Origin of the sequence: Pseudomonas sp. SJZ077, assembly GCF_007993905.1 — a bacterium.
Classification (GTDB): Bacteria; Pseudomonadota; Gammaproteobacteria; order Pseudomonadales; family Pseudomonadaceae; genus Aquipseudomonas; species Aquipseudomonas mandelii.
In genome coordinates this window covers 181857-196407 of the sequence record NZ_VIUJ01000005.1, presented here as the reverse complement: position 1 = coordinate 196407, position 14551 = coordinate 181857, and the positions used below count along the sequence as shown (strand labels likewise).

Genomic DNA, 14551 nt, shown 5'->3' with positions numbered 1-14551 from the left:
GGCGGGTATTTTAGGGGGGATGGCATACGAGGGCACGGGTAATTTCCCGAACGGTGCGAAACCCGAAGCAAAAACGCTACTGGGTTGAGTGGGCTTGTGTGGCGAGGGAGCTTGCTCCCGCTGGGCTGCGAAGCAGCCCTACCCCCTGCAACCGTGTTTATCTGAATGACCGCATTGGCTGGTTTGGGGGGCCGCTTCGCGCCCCAGCGGGAGCAAGCTCCCTCGCCACAAAAGCCCTCTCCCCACAGAAGGTGTATCAATTCCAGAAGTGAAATCAGCCCAACACCACCAACCGATTCGGCAACTCATTGCGCACGTGCGTCACCGGCACATGCACCTTGAGCAGCTCGCCGCACGCCTCGACGCACGTCACAAACCCCTGCAATGTCTGGCCCTGCTTCACCTGTTGAGTAAACGCCGCAACGATCGCGTCCCAGTTCTTGTTGTCCAGCCGCTTGGAAATCCCTTCATCCACCAGAATTTCCACGTACCGCTCAGCCTCGCAGACAAAAATCAGCATCCCGGTGCTGCCCACCGTGTGGTGCAGGTTTTGCTCCAGAAACTGCCGGCGCGCCAGATTTGACGCTCGCCAATGCCGCACCGAGCGCGGGATCAGGTGGGTGGTGACTTTCGGAATCCGGAACACCAGGCACAGCACGATGAACGTGATCCATTGCACCAGCAGCAAACTGTGCAGGGTCAGCCAGCCTGTCAGGTAATGCACGATACCCGGCACCACCAGCGCCAGCAGGCTGGCCCAGAGTAGCGGGATGTACGCGTAGTCGTCGGCGCGGGCCGCGAGCACCGTCACCAGTTCGGCGTCGGTGTCGCGCTCGACCCGGGCAATCGCCTCGGCGACTTTGCGTTGTTCGTGTTCAGTCAGTAATGCCATGTCTAAAAGTGCCCATTCATTATTATGCTCACCAGCCGCCCGACGAACCGCCGCCCCCGAAACTGCCGCCACCCCCGCTGAAGCCCCCGCCACCGCCGCCGAAACCTCCACCGCCGAAACCGCCCCCTGAACTGCCTCGGCCACCGCCGCCGCTGGGCAGGATCCCGAGCATCTGGCAGACGAAAATCGTCAGGATGAACAGCAACACCAGGAACACGAACACGCCCGGATGGCGGGATACGAAATCGTCGCCCTCATCCCCTCTCGGCTCATAGACCGTCGACGGTTCATCCAGCGGATTGCCGCCCAGCACCACCAGCATCGCGGCGACCCCGTCGCTGATGCCCTTGCTGAAGTTGCCGGTCTTGAACGCTGGCGTGATCACCTGGTTGATGATCACCGAACTCTGCGCATCGGTCAGGCGATCTTCCAGGCCGTAACCGACTTCGATGCGCAATTTACGATCATCGCGCGCAACGATCAGCAACGCGCCGGTGTTTTTATCCTTCTGGCCGATGCCCCAGTAGCGCCCCAGCTGATAGCCGAAATCGGCAATGTCGGTGCCCTGCAAGTTCGGCAACGTCACCACGACCAACTGCTCGCCCGTGGCTTTTTCATGGGCCTGGAGCTGCTGCGTCAGTTGCTCACGAACCGACGGCTCGATCATCTGGGCGTTATCCACCACCCGTCCGGTCAGCTGCGGAAACTTCAACTCGGCCTGGGCTGTCAGGGCAAACACCCACAGCACCAGCACCAGGCCCACTTTCAACACGCGCATTGGCAACCTCATCCGTGGTGATGCGTCAAGCCGATCAGAACTTCACTTCTGGCGCTTTTTCGGCATTGGGGCTGGTGGCCTCGAAGGTTTCGCGGATCGGCAAATCGCTGTACATCACCGTGTGCCACAGGCGACCCGGGAAGGTGCGGATTTCGGTGTTGTACTTCTGCACCGCGAGGATAAAGTCGCGACGCGCCACGGCGATGCGGTTCTCGGTGCCCTCGAGCTGCGATTGCAACGCAAGGAAATTCTGGTTGGCCTTGAGGTCCGGGTAACGTTCGGACACCACCATCAAACGGCTCAAGGCGCCGGTCAGCTGATCCTGCGCCTGCTGGAACTGCTTGAGTTTTTCCGGGTTGTCCAGGGTGCTGGCATCCACCTGGATCGAGGTCGCCTTGGCTCGGGCTTCGATCACCGCGGTCAGGGTTTCTTCCTCATGTTTGGCGTAGCCCTTGACGGTTTCCACCAGGTTGGGGATCAGGTCGGCGCGGCGCTGGTACTGGTTCTGCACCTGGCCCCAGGCAGCCTTGGCCTGTTCGTCGAGGGTAGGAATGTTGTTGATGCCGCAGCCCGCCAGCAGCGTGGTGAGCAACATCAAGGCTGCAACCTGCAGGCTCGACCGAGTGTGGTGTCGTACATTCATCTGGTTGACGCTCCCTTGCACCTTCCGTTGAAAAACAACCAGCGACCTTCTGAGCGGTCTCTTGGGGCATAATCTGCCCCCGCCACTGGATTGCATCGAGCCAATGGGCTAAAAGATGCCCCAGCGCCAAACGCTGCAGAAGTGTGCTGCATTTACCTGAACAACAATAGTCGCTCCCTAAATTTTGGCTGATCGGCGCGTATTCACTGCCGTTTAGGCCTTTGAGAAAACTATTCATGAAGAAGCTGTGTTTGCTGGGCCTGTTCGTCAGCCTGGCCAGTCATACCGTATTGGCCGCCACGACGCCCGCACCTTTGGAGAACAAGGACGCTTTCATCACTGACCTGATGAAACAAATGACCCTCGATGAAAAGATCGGCCAGTTGCGCCTGATCAGCATCGGCCCTGAGATGCCTCGGGAGATGATCCGCAAGGAAATCGCCGCCGGCAACATCGGCGGCACCTTCAATTCGATCACGCGCGCGGAAAACCGTCCGATGCAGGACGCGGCCATGCGCAGCCGGTTGAAGATCCCGATGTTCTTCGCCTATGACGTGATCCACGGTCACCGCACGATTTTCCCGATCCCGATTGCCCTGGCCTCGAGCTGGGACATGGACGCCATCGGCCTGTCCGGGCGCATCGCCGCCAAGGAAGCCGCGGCAGACAGCCTCGACATCACCTTTGCGCCGATGGTCGACATTTCCCGTGACCCACGTTGGGGCCGCACCTCCGAAGGCTTCGGCGAAGACACGTACCTGGTGTCGCGCATTGCCGGCGTGATGGTCCGGGCCTTCCAGGGCACCGGCGCGAACGCGGCCGATAGCATCATGGCCAGCGTCAAGCACTTTGCCCTGTACGGTGCGGTCGAGGGTGGTCGTGACTACAACGTCGTCGACATGAGCCCGGTCAAAATGTACCAGGACTACCTGCCACCGTACCGCGCCGCCATCGACGCGGGCGCGGGTGGCGTGATGGTTGCGCTGAACTCGATCAACGGCGTGCCGGCCACCGCCAACACCTGGCTGATGAACGACCTGCTGCGCAAGGATTGGGGCTTCAAGGGCCTGGCGGTCAGTGACCACGGGGCGATTTTCGAGCTGATCAAGCATGGCGTCGCTCGTGACGGTCGCGAAGCCGCGAAGCTGGCGATCAAGGCCGGCATCGACATGAGCATGAACGACACCCTGTACGGCAAAGAGCTGCCGGGGCTGTTGAAGGCCGGCGAGATCGAACAGAAAGACATCGATAACGCCGTCCGCGAAGTGCTCGCCGCCAAGTACGACATGGGCCTGTTCAAGGACCCGTACCTGCGCATCGGCAAGGCTGAAGACGATCCGGCCGACACCTACGCCGAAAGCCGTCTGCACCGCGCCGAGGCCCGTGACGTCGCGCGCCGCAGCCTGGTGTTGCTGAAGAACCAGGGCGAGACCCTGCCGCTGAAGAAAACCGCGAAGATCGTGCTGGTCGGTCCGCTGGCCAAGGCGCCAATCGACATGATGGGCAGCTGGGCCGCCGCTGGCCGTCCGGCTCAATCGGTCACCTTGTTCGACGGCATGAACGCCGCTGTTTCAGACAAATCGAAGCTGATCTACGCCCGTGGCGCCAATATCACCAGCGACAAGAAAGTGCTGGATTACCTGAACTTCCTCAACTTCGATGCGCCGGAAGTGGTGGATGATCCGCGTTCCGCCCAAGTGCTGATCGACGAAGCGGTGAAGGCCGCCAAAGATGCTGATGTCGTGGTTGCCGCTGTCGGCGAGTCTCGTGGCATGTCCCACGAATCGTCGAGCCGCACCGACCTGAACATCCCGGCCAACCAGCGCGACCTGATCAAGGCGCTGAAAGCCACCGGCAAACCGCTGGTGCTGGTGTTGATGAACGGCCGCCCGCTGTCGATTCTCGAAGAGAAGGAACAGGCTGACGCGATTCTGGAAACCTGGTTCAGCGGCACCGAAGGCGGCAACGCCATCGCGGACGTGCTGTTCGGCGACTACAACCCATCGGGCAAACTGCCGATCACCTTCCCGCGTTCGGTGGGCCAGATTCCGACCTACTACAACCACCTGAGCATTGGCCGGCCGTTCACGCCGGGCAAACCGGGCAACTACACCTCGCAGTATTTCGATGACACCACCGGCCCGCTGTTTCCGTTCGGTTTCGGCCTGAGCTACACCGATTTCAGCCTGAGCGACATGGCCTTGTCGTCGACCACGCTGAACAAGACCGGCAAGCTCGACGCCAGCGTCATGGTGAAAAACACCGGCAAGCGCGACGGCGAAACCGTGGTGCAGCTGTACATCCAGGACGTGACCGGCTCGATGATCCGCCCCGTCAAGGAACTGAAGAACTTCCAGAAAATCACGCTGAAGGCCGGCGAACAAAAAGTCGTGCACTTCACCATCACCGAAGACGACCTGAAGTTCTTCAATGCCCAGCTCAAATACGCAGCGGAGCCAGGCAAGTTCAATGTGCAGATCGGCCTGGATTCCCAGGACGTGACGCAGCAGAGCTTTGAATTGCTGTAACTCCTGGCACACCGCAATAAACCTGCTCGCGATGAGGGCATAACATTCAACATCTTTGTTGGCTGTTACACCGCCATCGCGAGCAGGCTCGCTCCCACAGTGATTTTGGGTGTGACGACTATCCGCGTCGATCCAGCAGATTCACCACCAGCCGATCCACCCATCCCCAAACCCTTTGCTTGACCCGCCGCCACAGTGGCCGGCTTTGCCATGCCTCCAGGCTCACTTCCTGGCTCTGCGCAAAGTCCTTCTCGAAACTCGCCACTACCGCACGCGTCAACCCTGGGTCCAACGCTTCAAGGTTGGCTTCCAGATTGAAGCGCAGATTCCAGTGATCGAAATTGCATGAGCCGATGCTCACCCAGTCATCGATCAAGACCATTTTCAGGTGCAGGAAACACGGCTGGTATTCGAAGATCTTCACCCCGGACTTGAGCAATCGCGGGTAATAACGATGCCCGGCGTAGCGCACCGACGGGTGATCGGTGCGTGGCCCGGTCAGCAGCAGACGCACATCGACGCCTCGGCCGGCAGCCCTGCGCAATGAACGGCGGACTTTCCAGGTCGGCAGAAAGTACGGCGTGGCCAGCCAGACCCGCCGCTGACCGCTGTTCAGCGCTCGAATCAGCGATTGCAGGATGTCGCGGTGCTGGCGGGCGTCGGCATAGGCCACCCGCCCCATCCCTTCGCCCATGGACGGCACCCGTGGCAGACGCGGCAGGCCGAAGTGCGCCGCAGGTCTCCAGGCGCGGCGATGGCGGTTGGCGATCCATTGCCGGTCGAACAGCAGCTGCCAGTCGATGACCAAGGGGCCGGTGATTTCCACCATCACTTCATGCCATTCGCTGGTGTCTTCGCCCGGCGTCCAGAACTCGTCCGTGACGCCCGTGCCGCCGACCACCGCCAGACTCTGATCGACCAGCAACAGCTTGCGGTGATCGCGGTAAAAGTTACCGACCCAGCGTCGCCAGCTCAGGCGATTGTAGAAACGCAGTTCCACACCCGCCGCCATCAGGCGCTGACGCAAGGTCAAGGTGAATGCAAGGCTGCCGTAGTCATCGAACAGACAGCGCACACGCACGCCGCGCTCGGCGGCCTGCACCAACGCCTGCACCATGGCCTCGGCACAGGCGCCCGCTTCCACCAGATACAACTCCAGCTCGACCTGTTCTTCGGCGCGGGCAATCGCGACCAACATGCGCGGGAAAAACTCCGGGCCGTCGATCAGCAGTTCAAAGTGGTTGCCTGCCCGCCAGGGAAAGATTGCACCGGCCATGTCAGCGCGCCGTGAAAATCAGTACCGCACCCACCGGCACCGACAGACTGATGGCCGACAATCCAGCGACCTTGCGCAAACTTTCCAGGCCCGGTGCCAGATCGAAGTCTTCGGCATTGATGATAATCGGCTCGAGGGTCACCACCTGGAAGCGCCGGTCATCAAGACGGGTCGCCAGCAGTTCGGCGTTGTATTCGTGGGTTTTACCGTGAAGGTTGACGGTCAGCGGCAAGCGCAGCTCCAGTTGGGCACCGGGCGCGAGATCGCTAATCGGGCGCAGATCGATCTGCGCGGTGATCAGCGCTTCAGGGAAGGTCTGGATCTCAAACAGTTCCTTGCGCATGCGTTCGTCGCGCAGCGGGATGCCGCTGTTCACCGACTCCATCTCGACTTCCACCTCGGCCAGGCCCTTGGGGCTGACTTTGCCGTGCAACACCAGGAAGCGCTGCACTTCGGAAATGTTGGCGTTTTTGGTGCTGATGAAGGACAGCCGAGAGGACTCGCCATCGAGATACCAATTGGCCTCGGCCGACAACGAAGCGCCGGCCAGAAGCAGGAAGGCGAGGGTTTTGGAAAGGGACCGCTTGAACATAGAGACTCATGGGGCAAATAAACCTGAGCGAACCTTAACCGCCCTGAGGCAGGTTGCAAACTCTAATGCCACAACAGCCCTGCACCACAAGTAATTCCAGCGTGTTCAGGGTTGCAGGCGGCAGCCTTGGTGTTCGCCGATCCATTGCGCGCTGTTGCTGCGGCCCATGCCGCTGACGGTCACGCGCTGGCTGGCGGGGTCATCGGTGAAGCCGCTGGTGGGCAACCACTGCTTCACGTAGCGGTGGCAATACTCGGCGTCGTTCTTCATCACGTACCGGCACGAGCAATATTCCTTGGCGGTGTAGCCGCTGATGATGTCGGGGAACGCCCGCAACGCCACTCGCTCCTGCCAGATCCAGCCGAGCAAGGCTATCAGCGCTACTAACATCAGCGCGCTAAACGGTCGGCGACGAACAAAACGGTGGCGGTTCATGGCTGCACCTTCCCGGCAAAGGCCTTGAGCGCGAGCTTGAGCAATTCGTTGTGCTGATAGATCTCGTCGCGGTCATCGCCGTAGCGCACGATCACCAGCTGTTCGCCGGGAATCACGTACATCGCCTGCCCCCAATGGCCCAAAGCGGCAAAGGTGTCGGCCGGAGCATCCGGCCAGGGTCGGGCAGCGCCCTCCACCGCGCGATTGAGCCACCAATGACCGCCGGGGACCGCATCATCCTGATTGGCTTGATAACGGGCGAAGGGTTCGCGGTTGAAGGCGACCCAGTCTTTGGGCAGCAGCTGTCGATCACCCCAACGACCGTCACGCGCCATCAGCAGGCCGACGCGCGCCAGGTCCCGGGCGGTGAGGTAGGCATAAGAGGACGCGACGAAAGTGCCCGTGGCATCGGTTTCCCAGACGGCATGGCGAATTCCAAGCGGCTCGAACAATGCTGTCCATGGATAGTCCGGGTAACGGGCCGGGCCGACGATGGTTTTCAGCGCGGCGGCCAGCAGATTGCTGTCGCCACTGGAGTACCGAAAGGCCTGGCCTGGTTTGGCGTACTCAGCGTGATCGGCGGTGAACGCCGCCATGTCGTGATGACCCAGGGTGTAGAGCATGGCGACCACCGAGGACTTCAACGGCGCGTATTCGTAGTCTTCCTGCCAGTCCAGGCCTGAAGCCCAGTGCAACAGGTCGGCCAGGGTCATTGCCGGGTGTTTCGCCAACGGCGGGTAAAACCGCACCGCAGGGTCCTCAAGTTTGAAAAGGCCCTCGCCATAGGCCACACCCAGGACCGTGGCCATCAGGCTTTTGCTGATGGACCAAGTCAGGTGCGCGGTGTCGGCCGTGGTCGGGCCGGCGTAGCGTTCGTAGATCAGTTGGCCGTCGCGGATTACCAGCAAGGCATCGGTGCGGATGCCTTTTCGAGTGGTGTCATCGCGAGGCGGGAAGGCGTAAGTCTCCAGGGCTTGAAGTGCGGGGCCGGAGACGTTCGGGCCGGTCGACCATTGCTCGGTGGGCCAGGTTTCGGCGTGGGCCGTGAGGCAGAGCAGCAGCGTGAAAATCAGGGGCAAGCCTTTGAACATGGCGGGGGCTCGGCGGGGTGGGCTTGCTGAGCCTAGTCGAGGTTGATGACAGTTTTGGAATATGTGTCGCCTATGCGGCCGCCTTCGCGGGCAAGCCTCGCTCCTACAGGAGTTCGCGATCCAATATAGGAGCGAGCGGTGCGGCGATCCGACTTGCCCGCGAAGAGGCCTGTCAGATCGCCGCCAACGCCTTGGCCAATCGCTTGCCTCTGGCCCCCGCCGCCAGATCCATCACACTCTGATCACGCTGCCACATCGCCGCCCAGTGCTGCGGGCCATCAGCCAGAGCCTCGTTCAGCTCAGCCTTGAGCCCCTCGAATTGCGCAAACAATCCCCCCAGCAGCACATGCCCGGCCAGATTGTTCGGCGCCTGCCGGCTGACTTCCGCGCACCCGGCCAGCAGCGCCAGCAACCGCAATTGCAGGGCCTGCGGCCAGTCACTGTCCTGCCCCACCCCATACAGCCACGCGGTCATCGCGCTCAATACATAGATGTCTTCCAGCGTGCGGAACGGTTTGACGTAGGCATCCCAGCCATCCCCCGCGAGTAGTTCGCACTGGGCGTTGTCCAGAAACAACCGACCGTGGCTGATGTCCGGCATCAGCGCGATGGCCGGGAGTTTTTCCAGGCGCACGCCCGGTTCATCGGGATAGACCACCGCCAGACTCAAGCGCGGCGTTTCGCCGGACGCTTCACTGCGCGCGGCGACCAGCAGCCAGTCGGCCGCATCGCCAGCGGTGACGAAATCCTTGCGCCCACTCACGCGTAAATCGCTCAGACGCGTCTGCATGTCCGCCACCCGCAGACTGCGCTGTTCGGTGGCACACAACGCGCCGAGGCTCAGCGGCGCGCTCGGCCAGAGCATGCGCAGCGCCGCCTGATAGCCCACCAGAAACGCCAGCCCCGGCGTCGACATCAAACGCCCGCCGACCACCGCCAGTTCCAATGGCGTGACCGTGCCCAACGTGTGCAACAAGGTCGCGAACCCCTCCGCCAGGTCCGGGTTGACGGGCAGGCGATCGCGGCGATTCAACAGGTTTTGCCAGGGCATAAGAGGCTCCTTGTGGGCTGTCATGTAAGCATCACCAAAGCTTCATGGCGATGACACCGGGGCTACATAGCCTGACTTTGCACAACACGGCTGCATAAAGAAAGTCGATCGGCTTTAACCCAAGACGGGTTGACCAGCCCGCACGGAGATTCCCATGACTCAGATCGCCCGCATCAGCGACACCGGCAATGAACGCCGCCTGCAAGCCGAACGCCTGGTGGGCGCCGAGGCCTTGCAGGAAGCCCAGGCCTTGCGCTTCAACGTCTTCAGCGGCGAGTTCAACGCCAAGCTCAAAGGCGCGGAGTTGGGTCTGGACATGGACGACTATGATGTTCACTGCGCCCACATTGGCGTGCGTGACTTGAACACCGGCCGCCTGGTGGCGACCACCCGTTTGCTCGATCACACGGCCGCGAGCAGCCTGGGCAAGTTCTACAGCGAAGAAGAGTTCAGCCTCCATGGTCTGGTCCACTTGAAAGGCCCGATCCTGGAAATCGGCCGCACCTGCGTCGACCCGGCTTATCGCAACGGCGGCACCATCGCGGTGCTCTGGGGCGAACTGGCCGAAGTGCTGAATCAGGGCGGCTACAGCTATTTGATGGGTTGCGCGAGCATTCCGATGCAAGACGGCGGGATTCAGGCCCACGCGATCATGCAGCGTCTGCGGGAACGTTATCTGTGCACCGAACACCTGCGGGCCGAGCCGAAAAAACCGCTGCCGGTCCTGGACCTCCCGTCCAACGTGATCGCCGAAATGCCGCCGCTGCTCAAGGCCTACATGCGTCTGGGCGCGAAGATCTGCGGTGAGCCGTGCTGGGACGAAGACTTCCAGGTCGCCGACGTGTTCATCCTGCTCAAGCGCGACGAACTCTGCCCACGTTATGCCAAGCACTTCAAGGCGGCAGTCTGATGAGCCGGTTGCGGGTGTACGCGCGGATTGCGCGAGTGCTGGTGGTGGTCGCGCTGGGGTTGAGCATGGCCAGCGTGTTCGGGCTTTTCGAGCGGCTGGGCATTGCCCATTCGATGGTCCGCCGCCAACGCTGGTCGCGGTTTTTCATGGCGCGGTTGAGCAACGCCCTGCCCTTTCGCGTGACGGTTCACGGTGAACTGCCGAAGGAGCCGATGCTTTGGGTCAGCAATCACGTGTCGTGGACCGACATTCCGTTGCTGGGCATGCTCACGCCAATGTCGTTTCTGTCCAAGGCCGAAGTGCGCACCTGGCCGGTGGCCGGTTGGTTGGCGGCCAAGGCCGGCAGCCTGTTTATCCGTCGCGGCTCGGGTGACAGCCAGCTGATTCGCAAACAGATGACGCGCCACCTGGCGCAGGCACACCCACTGCTGATGTTCCCTGAAGGCACCACCACCAATGGACGCTCGTTGCGTACCTTTCATGGTCGCTTGTTGTCAGCAGCGATTGATTCTGAAGTGAAGCTGCAGCCGGTGGCGATTCGTTATCTACGTGACGGTGAACTCGACTCACTGGCGCCGTTCATTGGCGATGATGATTTGCTGTCGCACTTGATGCGGTTGTTCGCTAATGATCGCGGGGAAGTGGAAATCAAAGTGCTCAAGCCGATCGCTTGCGAAGGCCGGGAGCGTGCGGCGCTGGCGTTCGAGGCACAGCAGGCGGTGCAGAGGTCGTTGTTTGGGGCCATCCCTCAGGCGCAACCGGAACCGCTGCGCCCCGCGATCGCGGCGTGAAACAAATTCCCTGAAGAAACACCAAAAACCTTGTGGGAGCGAGCCTGCTCGCGATAGCGGTTTTACATTCAACAATGATGTGAATGACACACCGCTATCGCGAGCAGGCTCACTCCTACAAGGGGTTTAGGGTGCTGGATAGTTTTGGGCGAAATCCTGAAGCTGCGGATAGAACAACCGGAAATCCTCACTGAGCGGTTCGTACAGCCGACGCAATTCCTGCATCGCCCCCGCCAATTCCTCAGGCCGGGTCAACCGCCGCGAAATCCCCCGCAGCACTTGGTCCAGCACATCAAACTCCTGATAAGACCCCAACCAGTCATTCGACACCATGTGCGGCGCGATCCTCGCCAACCGCTCCGGCAATTGAGGCTCAGTCGACAGCACCCGATACACATCCGAGGTGAACCGCTCCAGCGGCTGGTCCGAGTAGAGGGTCCAGTCCCGCGCCAGGCAGTGGTCGAAAAACACGTCGAGCACGATCCCGGCGTAACGCCGGCGTGTGGTGGAAAATCGCGACAGCGAGGCATCCACCAACGGATGGCGGTCGGTGAAGACGTCGATGCTGCGATGTAGCTGGATGGCCGCTTCAATCTCCGGGTTGAACTGCCCTTGCAGCCGCCCCTTGACGAAATCGCCATACAGACTGCCGAGCAATTGACCGGGGCGCTGGCCACCGAGGTGGAGATGGGCGAGATAGTTCATGGGCGCAGCTTAGCATTGCGCCTTCGAATGTTGACACTCACCGTATCGTTATAACCCGATATAGCGATTTATGCGCTCATCAGACCAAAATCATATTTGTATATCGCGATCTACCGATTTAAAGTTCGCCACATCGCGATATAGCGTTTTACTCATCACGAGCCCAACCCCATGACCATCGACCTCGACGAAATAATAAAAGCCCTGGCACACCCAGTCCGCCGAGACATCCTCATCTGGCTGAAAGACCCCAAGACCCAGTTCCCGGAACAGATCCACAACCACGAGTACGGCATTTGCGCCGGACAGATCGATCAACGCTGCGGCCTGTCGCAGTCGACCGTGTCCGCCCATTTGGCGACCTTGCAACGTGCGGGACTGATCAGCAGCCAGAAAGCCGGTCAATGGCACTTCTTCAAGCGCAACGAGGACGTGATCCAGGCATTCCTCGCGGCCATCGTCAAGGAGCTCAGCGCTCCGACAAGGAATTAACCAATGCCCCTCTCGCTTCTCATTCTGGCCTTGAGCGCCTTCGCCATCGGCACCACCGAGTTCGTCATCATGGGCTTGTTGCCCGATGTGGCGGCTGACCTCGGCGTGTCGATCCCGGGCGCTGGCTGGCTGGTGACCGGTTACGCCCTGGGCGTGGCCATCGGTGCGCCGTTCATGGCACTGGCCACCTCCCGATTACCGCGCAAGGCTGCACTGGTAGCGTTGATGGGCATTTTCATCATCGGCAACCTGCTCTGTGCCATGGCGACCGATTACAACGTGCTGATGTTTGCCCGTGTGGTCACGGCCCTCTGCCACGGTGCGTTCTTCGGTATCGGTTCGGTGGTGGCGGCAGGTCTGGTTCCGGCGAACAAACGTGCCTCCGCCGTAGCCTTGATGTTCACCGGCCTGACCCTGGCCAACGTGCTCGGCGTTCCGTTGGGCACCGCGCTCGGTCAGGAAGCCGGCTGGCGCTCGACCTTCTGGGCAGTGACCGTGATTGGTGTGATCGCGTTGATTGGCCTGATCCGCTTCCTGCCGGCCAAGCGCGATGAAGAGAAACTCGACATGCGCGCCGAACTGCGCGCCCTCAAAGGCGCCGGGATCTGGCTGTCGCTGAGCATGACGGCGCTGTTCGCGGCGTCGGTATTCACCCTGTTCACTTATGTCGCCCCGCTGCTTGGTGATGTCACCGGCGTCTCGCCCAAAGGCGTGACCTGGACCCTGATGCTCATCGGACTGGGCCTGACGGTCGGCAACATCATCGGCGGCAAGCTGGCTGACAAAGGCCTGGCCGCAACGCTGATCGGCGTCTTCATCTCGATGGCCGTGATCTCGACCGTACTGACCTGGACCAGCGTCGCGCTGATCCCGGCCGAAATCACCCTGTTCCTCTGGGCCACCGCGTGCTTCGCCGCCGTCCCCGCCCTGCAAGTGAACGTGGTGACCTACGGCAAGGCCGCGCCGAACCTGGTGTCGACCCTGAACATCGGCGCTTTCAACATCGGCAACGCCTTGGGCGCCTGGGTCGGCGGCAGCGTCATCGCCCACGGTTTCGGCTTGACCAGCGTTCCACTCGCGGCAGCAGCACTGGCAGTACTCGCCCTGCTGGTGACCCTGATTACTTTCCGTCAGCGCGGTAATCCCGAACTGGCCCCTGCTATCAACTGATACTTCACGAGGGTTGTACTTAAATGACGACTATTTTCGATCCGATCAAACTGGGCGACATCGAGCTGGCCAACCGCATCATTATGGCGCCGCTGACCCGCTGCCGCGCCGACGAAGGCCGGGTGCCAAACGCCCTGATGGCCGAATACTACGTACAACGCGCCTCGGCCGGCCTGATCCTCAGCGAAGCCACGTCGGTCACGCCGATGGGCGTCGGCTACCCGGACACTCCGGGTATCTGGTCCAACGATCAGGTGCGTGGCTGGGCTAATGTGACCAAAGCGATCCACGGTGCGGGCGGCAAGATTTTCCTGCAACTGTGGCACGTCGGCCGGGTTTCCCACGAGTCGTACCTGAACGGTGAAGCACCAGTCGCACCGAGCGCCATCCAGCCAAAGGGTCACGTCAGCCTGGTTCGCCCATTGTCCGACTACCCAACCCCGCGCGCACTGGAAACCGCTGAAATCGCCGACATCGTCGACGCCTACCGCACCGGTGCCGAGAACGCCAAGGCTGCCGGTTTTGACGGCGTGGAAATCCACGGTGCCAATGGTTACCTGCTCGATCAGTTCCTGCAAAGCAGCACCAACCAGCGCACCGATAACTACGGTGGTTCCCTGGAAAACCGAGCGCGCCTGTTGCTGGAAGTAACCGACGCCGCAATCGAAGTCTGGGGCGCTGGCCGCGTCGGCGTGCACTTGTCTCCGCGTGCCGACTCCCACGACATGGGCGATGACAACCTGGCCGAGACCTTCACTTACGTCGCTCGCGAACTGGGCAAGCGTGGCATCGCGTTCATTTGCTCCCGTGAGAAAGAAGCCGGCGACAGCCTGGGTCCACAATTGAAAGAAGCGTTCGGCGGCCCGTACATCGTCAACGAACGCTTCACCAAGGACAGCGCCAACGCTTGGCTGGCCAGCGGCAAGGCAGATGCAGTCGCCTTCGGCGTTCCGTTCATTGCCAACCCGGACCTGCCGGCACGCTTGAAGGCGGATGCGCCGCTTAACGAAGCGCGTCCCGAGCTGTTCTACGCCAAGGGGCCCGTGGGTTACATCGACTATCCCGTGATGTAAGCATCCCCCTTGAAATGCAAAAGCCCCGACTCGAAAGAGCCGGGGCTTTTTGTTGCGCCATGTTTATTCACAGGGCTTCACACCGATTCACACGCACGACACAAAATCACTACAAAATACGTAG

15 protein-coding genes are annotated in these 14551 nt (G+C 61.2%); 6 read left to right on the top strand and 9 right to left on the bottom strand.

Translation table 11 applies throughout. The annotated features are described in order from the left end of the window. Positions 1–274 precede the first annotated feature (274 nt). From FBY01_RS10795 to FBY01_RS10785, 3 genes are read right to left on the bottom strand one after another with little or no spacing between them, the layout of a single operon-like run. On the bottom strand, positions 275–892 hold the full coding sequence (locus tag FBY01_RS10795) for a TPM domain-containing protein (RefSeq protein ID WP_010462489.1): 618 nt from the start codon (positions 890–892) through the stop codon (positions 275–277). A gap of 28 nt (positions 893–920) precedes the next feature. Then, positions 921–1670, bottom strand: a complete 750-nt coding sequence (locus tag FBY01_RS10790; RefSeq protein WP_010462491.1) for a YgcG family protein — start codon at positions 1668–1670, stop codon at positions 921–923. A 34-nt stretch (positions 1671–1704) separates the two neighbouring features. Further along, complete coding sequence (locus FBY01_RS10785) at positions 1705–2313, bottom strand: LemA family protein (protein ID WP_145307445.1); 609 nt, start codon at positions 2311–2313, stop codon at positions 1705–1707. Positions 2314–2549: 236 nt separating this feature from the next. On the opposite strand from FBY01_RS10785, the gene bglX reads away from it, so the two are divergent. After that, entirely contained in the window at positions 2550–4841 is a 2292-nt protein-coding gene (gene bglX, locus FBY01_RS10780; RefSeq protein ID WP_077749543.1) for a beta-glucosidase BglX, read from the top strand. 118 nt (positions 4842–4959) lie between these two features. On the opposite strand, the gene FBY01_RS10775 is transcribed toward bglX, so the two are convergent. The 5 genes from FBY01_RS10775 to FBY01_RS10755 form a co-directional block, all read right to left on the bottom strand. After that, on the bottom strand, positions 4960–6117 hold the full coding sequence (locus FBY01_RS10775) for a phosphatidylserine/phosphatidylglycerophosphate/cardiolipin synthase family protein (RefSeq protein ID WP_077749544.1): 1158 nt from the start codon (positions 6115–6117) through the stop codon (positions 4960–4962). A 1-nt stretch (position 6118) separates the two neighbouring features. Further along, positions 6119–6709 carry a YceI family protein gene (locus tag FBY01_RS10770; RefSeq protein WP_010462496.1) on the bottom strand — a complete coding sequence of 197 codons (591 nt, stop codon included), beginning with the start codon at positions 6707–6709 and terminating at the stop codon, positions 6119–6121. Positions 6710–6814: 105 nt separating this feature from the next. Continuing rightward, on the bottom strand, positions 6815–7144 hold the full coding sequence (locus tag FBY01_RS10765; protein ID WP_145307447.1) for an amidase: 330 nt from the start codon (positions 7142–7144) through the stop codon (positions 6815–6817). Beyond that, positions 7141–8235, bottom strand: coding sequence for a serine hydrolase (locus FBY01_RS10760; protein ID WP_145307449.1), 1095 nt, complete (start codon positions 8233–8235; stop codon positions 7141–7143). The genes FBY01_RS10765 and FBY01_RS10760 overlap by 4 nt, the downstream gene beginning before the upstream one ends. A 172-nt stretch (positions 8236–8407) precedes the next feature. Further along, entirely contained in the window at positions 8408–9286 is an 879-nt protein-coding gene (locus tag FBY01_RS10755) for an acyl-CoA dehydrogenase family protein (protein WP_145307451.1), read from the bottom strand. A gap of 154 nt (positions 9287–9440) precedes the next feature. Between FBY01_RS10755 and olsB the strand changes: the two genes are divergently transcribed. Continuing rightward, positions 9441–10196: an L-ornithine N(alpha)-acyltransferase gene (gene olsB / locus FBY01_RS10750; RefSeq protein ID WP_010462503.1), complete on the top strand. Its 756-nt coding sequence runs from the start codon at positions 9441–9443 to the stop codon at positions 10194–10196. Continuing rightward, positions 10196–10987, top strand: coding sequence for a lysophospholipid acyltransferase family protein (locus FBY01_RS10745; protein ID WP_145307453.1), 792 nt, complete (start codon positions 10196–10198; stop codon positions 10985–10987). The genes olsB and FBY01_RS10745 overlap by 1 nt, the downstream gene beginning before the upstream one ends. A gap of 126 nt (positions 10988–11113) precedes the next feature. Here the strand turns inward: FBY01_RS10745 and FBY01_RS10740 are convergent, their stop codons facing one another. Next, the gene (locus FBY01_RS10740) at positions 11114–11692 is read right to left on the bottom strand and encodes an ACP phosphodiesterase (protein ID WP_145307455.1); all 579 of its coding nucleotides are present in this window, start codon (positions 11690–11692) and stop codon (positions 11114–11116) included. A 171-nt stretch (positions 11693–11863) separates the two neighbouring features. Between FBY01_RS10740 and FBY01_RS10735 the strand changes: the two genes are divergently transcribed. The 3 genes from FBY01_RS10735 to FBY01_RS10725 are packed head-to-tail and all read left to right on the top strand — an operon-like array spanning position 11864 to position 14427. Next, positions 11864–12184, top strand: coding sequence for a helix-turn-helix transcriptional regulator (locus tag FBY01_RS10735; RefSeq protein WP_010462509.1), 321 nt, complete (start codon positions 11864–11866; stop codon positions 12182–12184). A 3-nt stretch (positions 12185–12187) separates the two neighbouring features. Then, the gene (locus FBY01_RS10730; protein ID WP_077749549.1) at positions 12188–13354 is read left to right on the top strand and encodes an MFS transporter; all 1167 of its coding nucleotides are present in this window, start codon (positions 12188–12190) and stop codon (positions 13352–13354) included. Between the two features lie 23 nt (positions 13355–13377). After that, positions 13378–14427 carry an alkene reductase gene (locus FBY01_RS10725; protein ID WP_010462513.1) on the top strand — a complete coding sequence of 350 codons (1050 nt, stop codon included), beginning with the start codon at positions 13378–13380 and terminating at the stop codon, positions 14425–14427. Positions 14428–14551 lie beyond the last annotated feature (124 nt).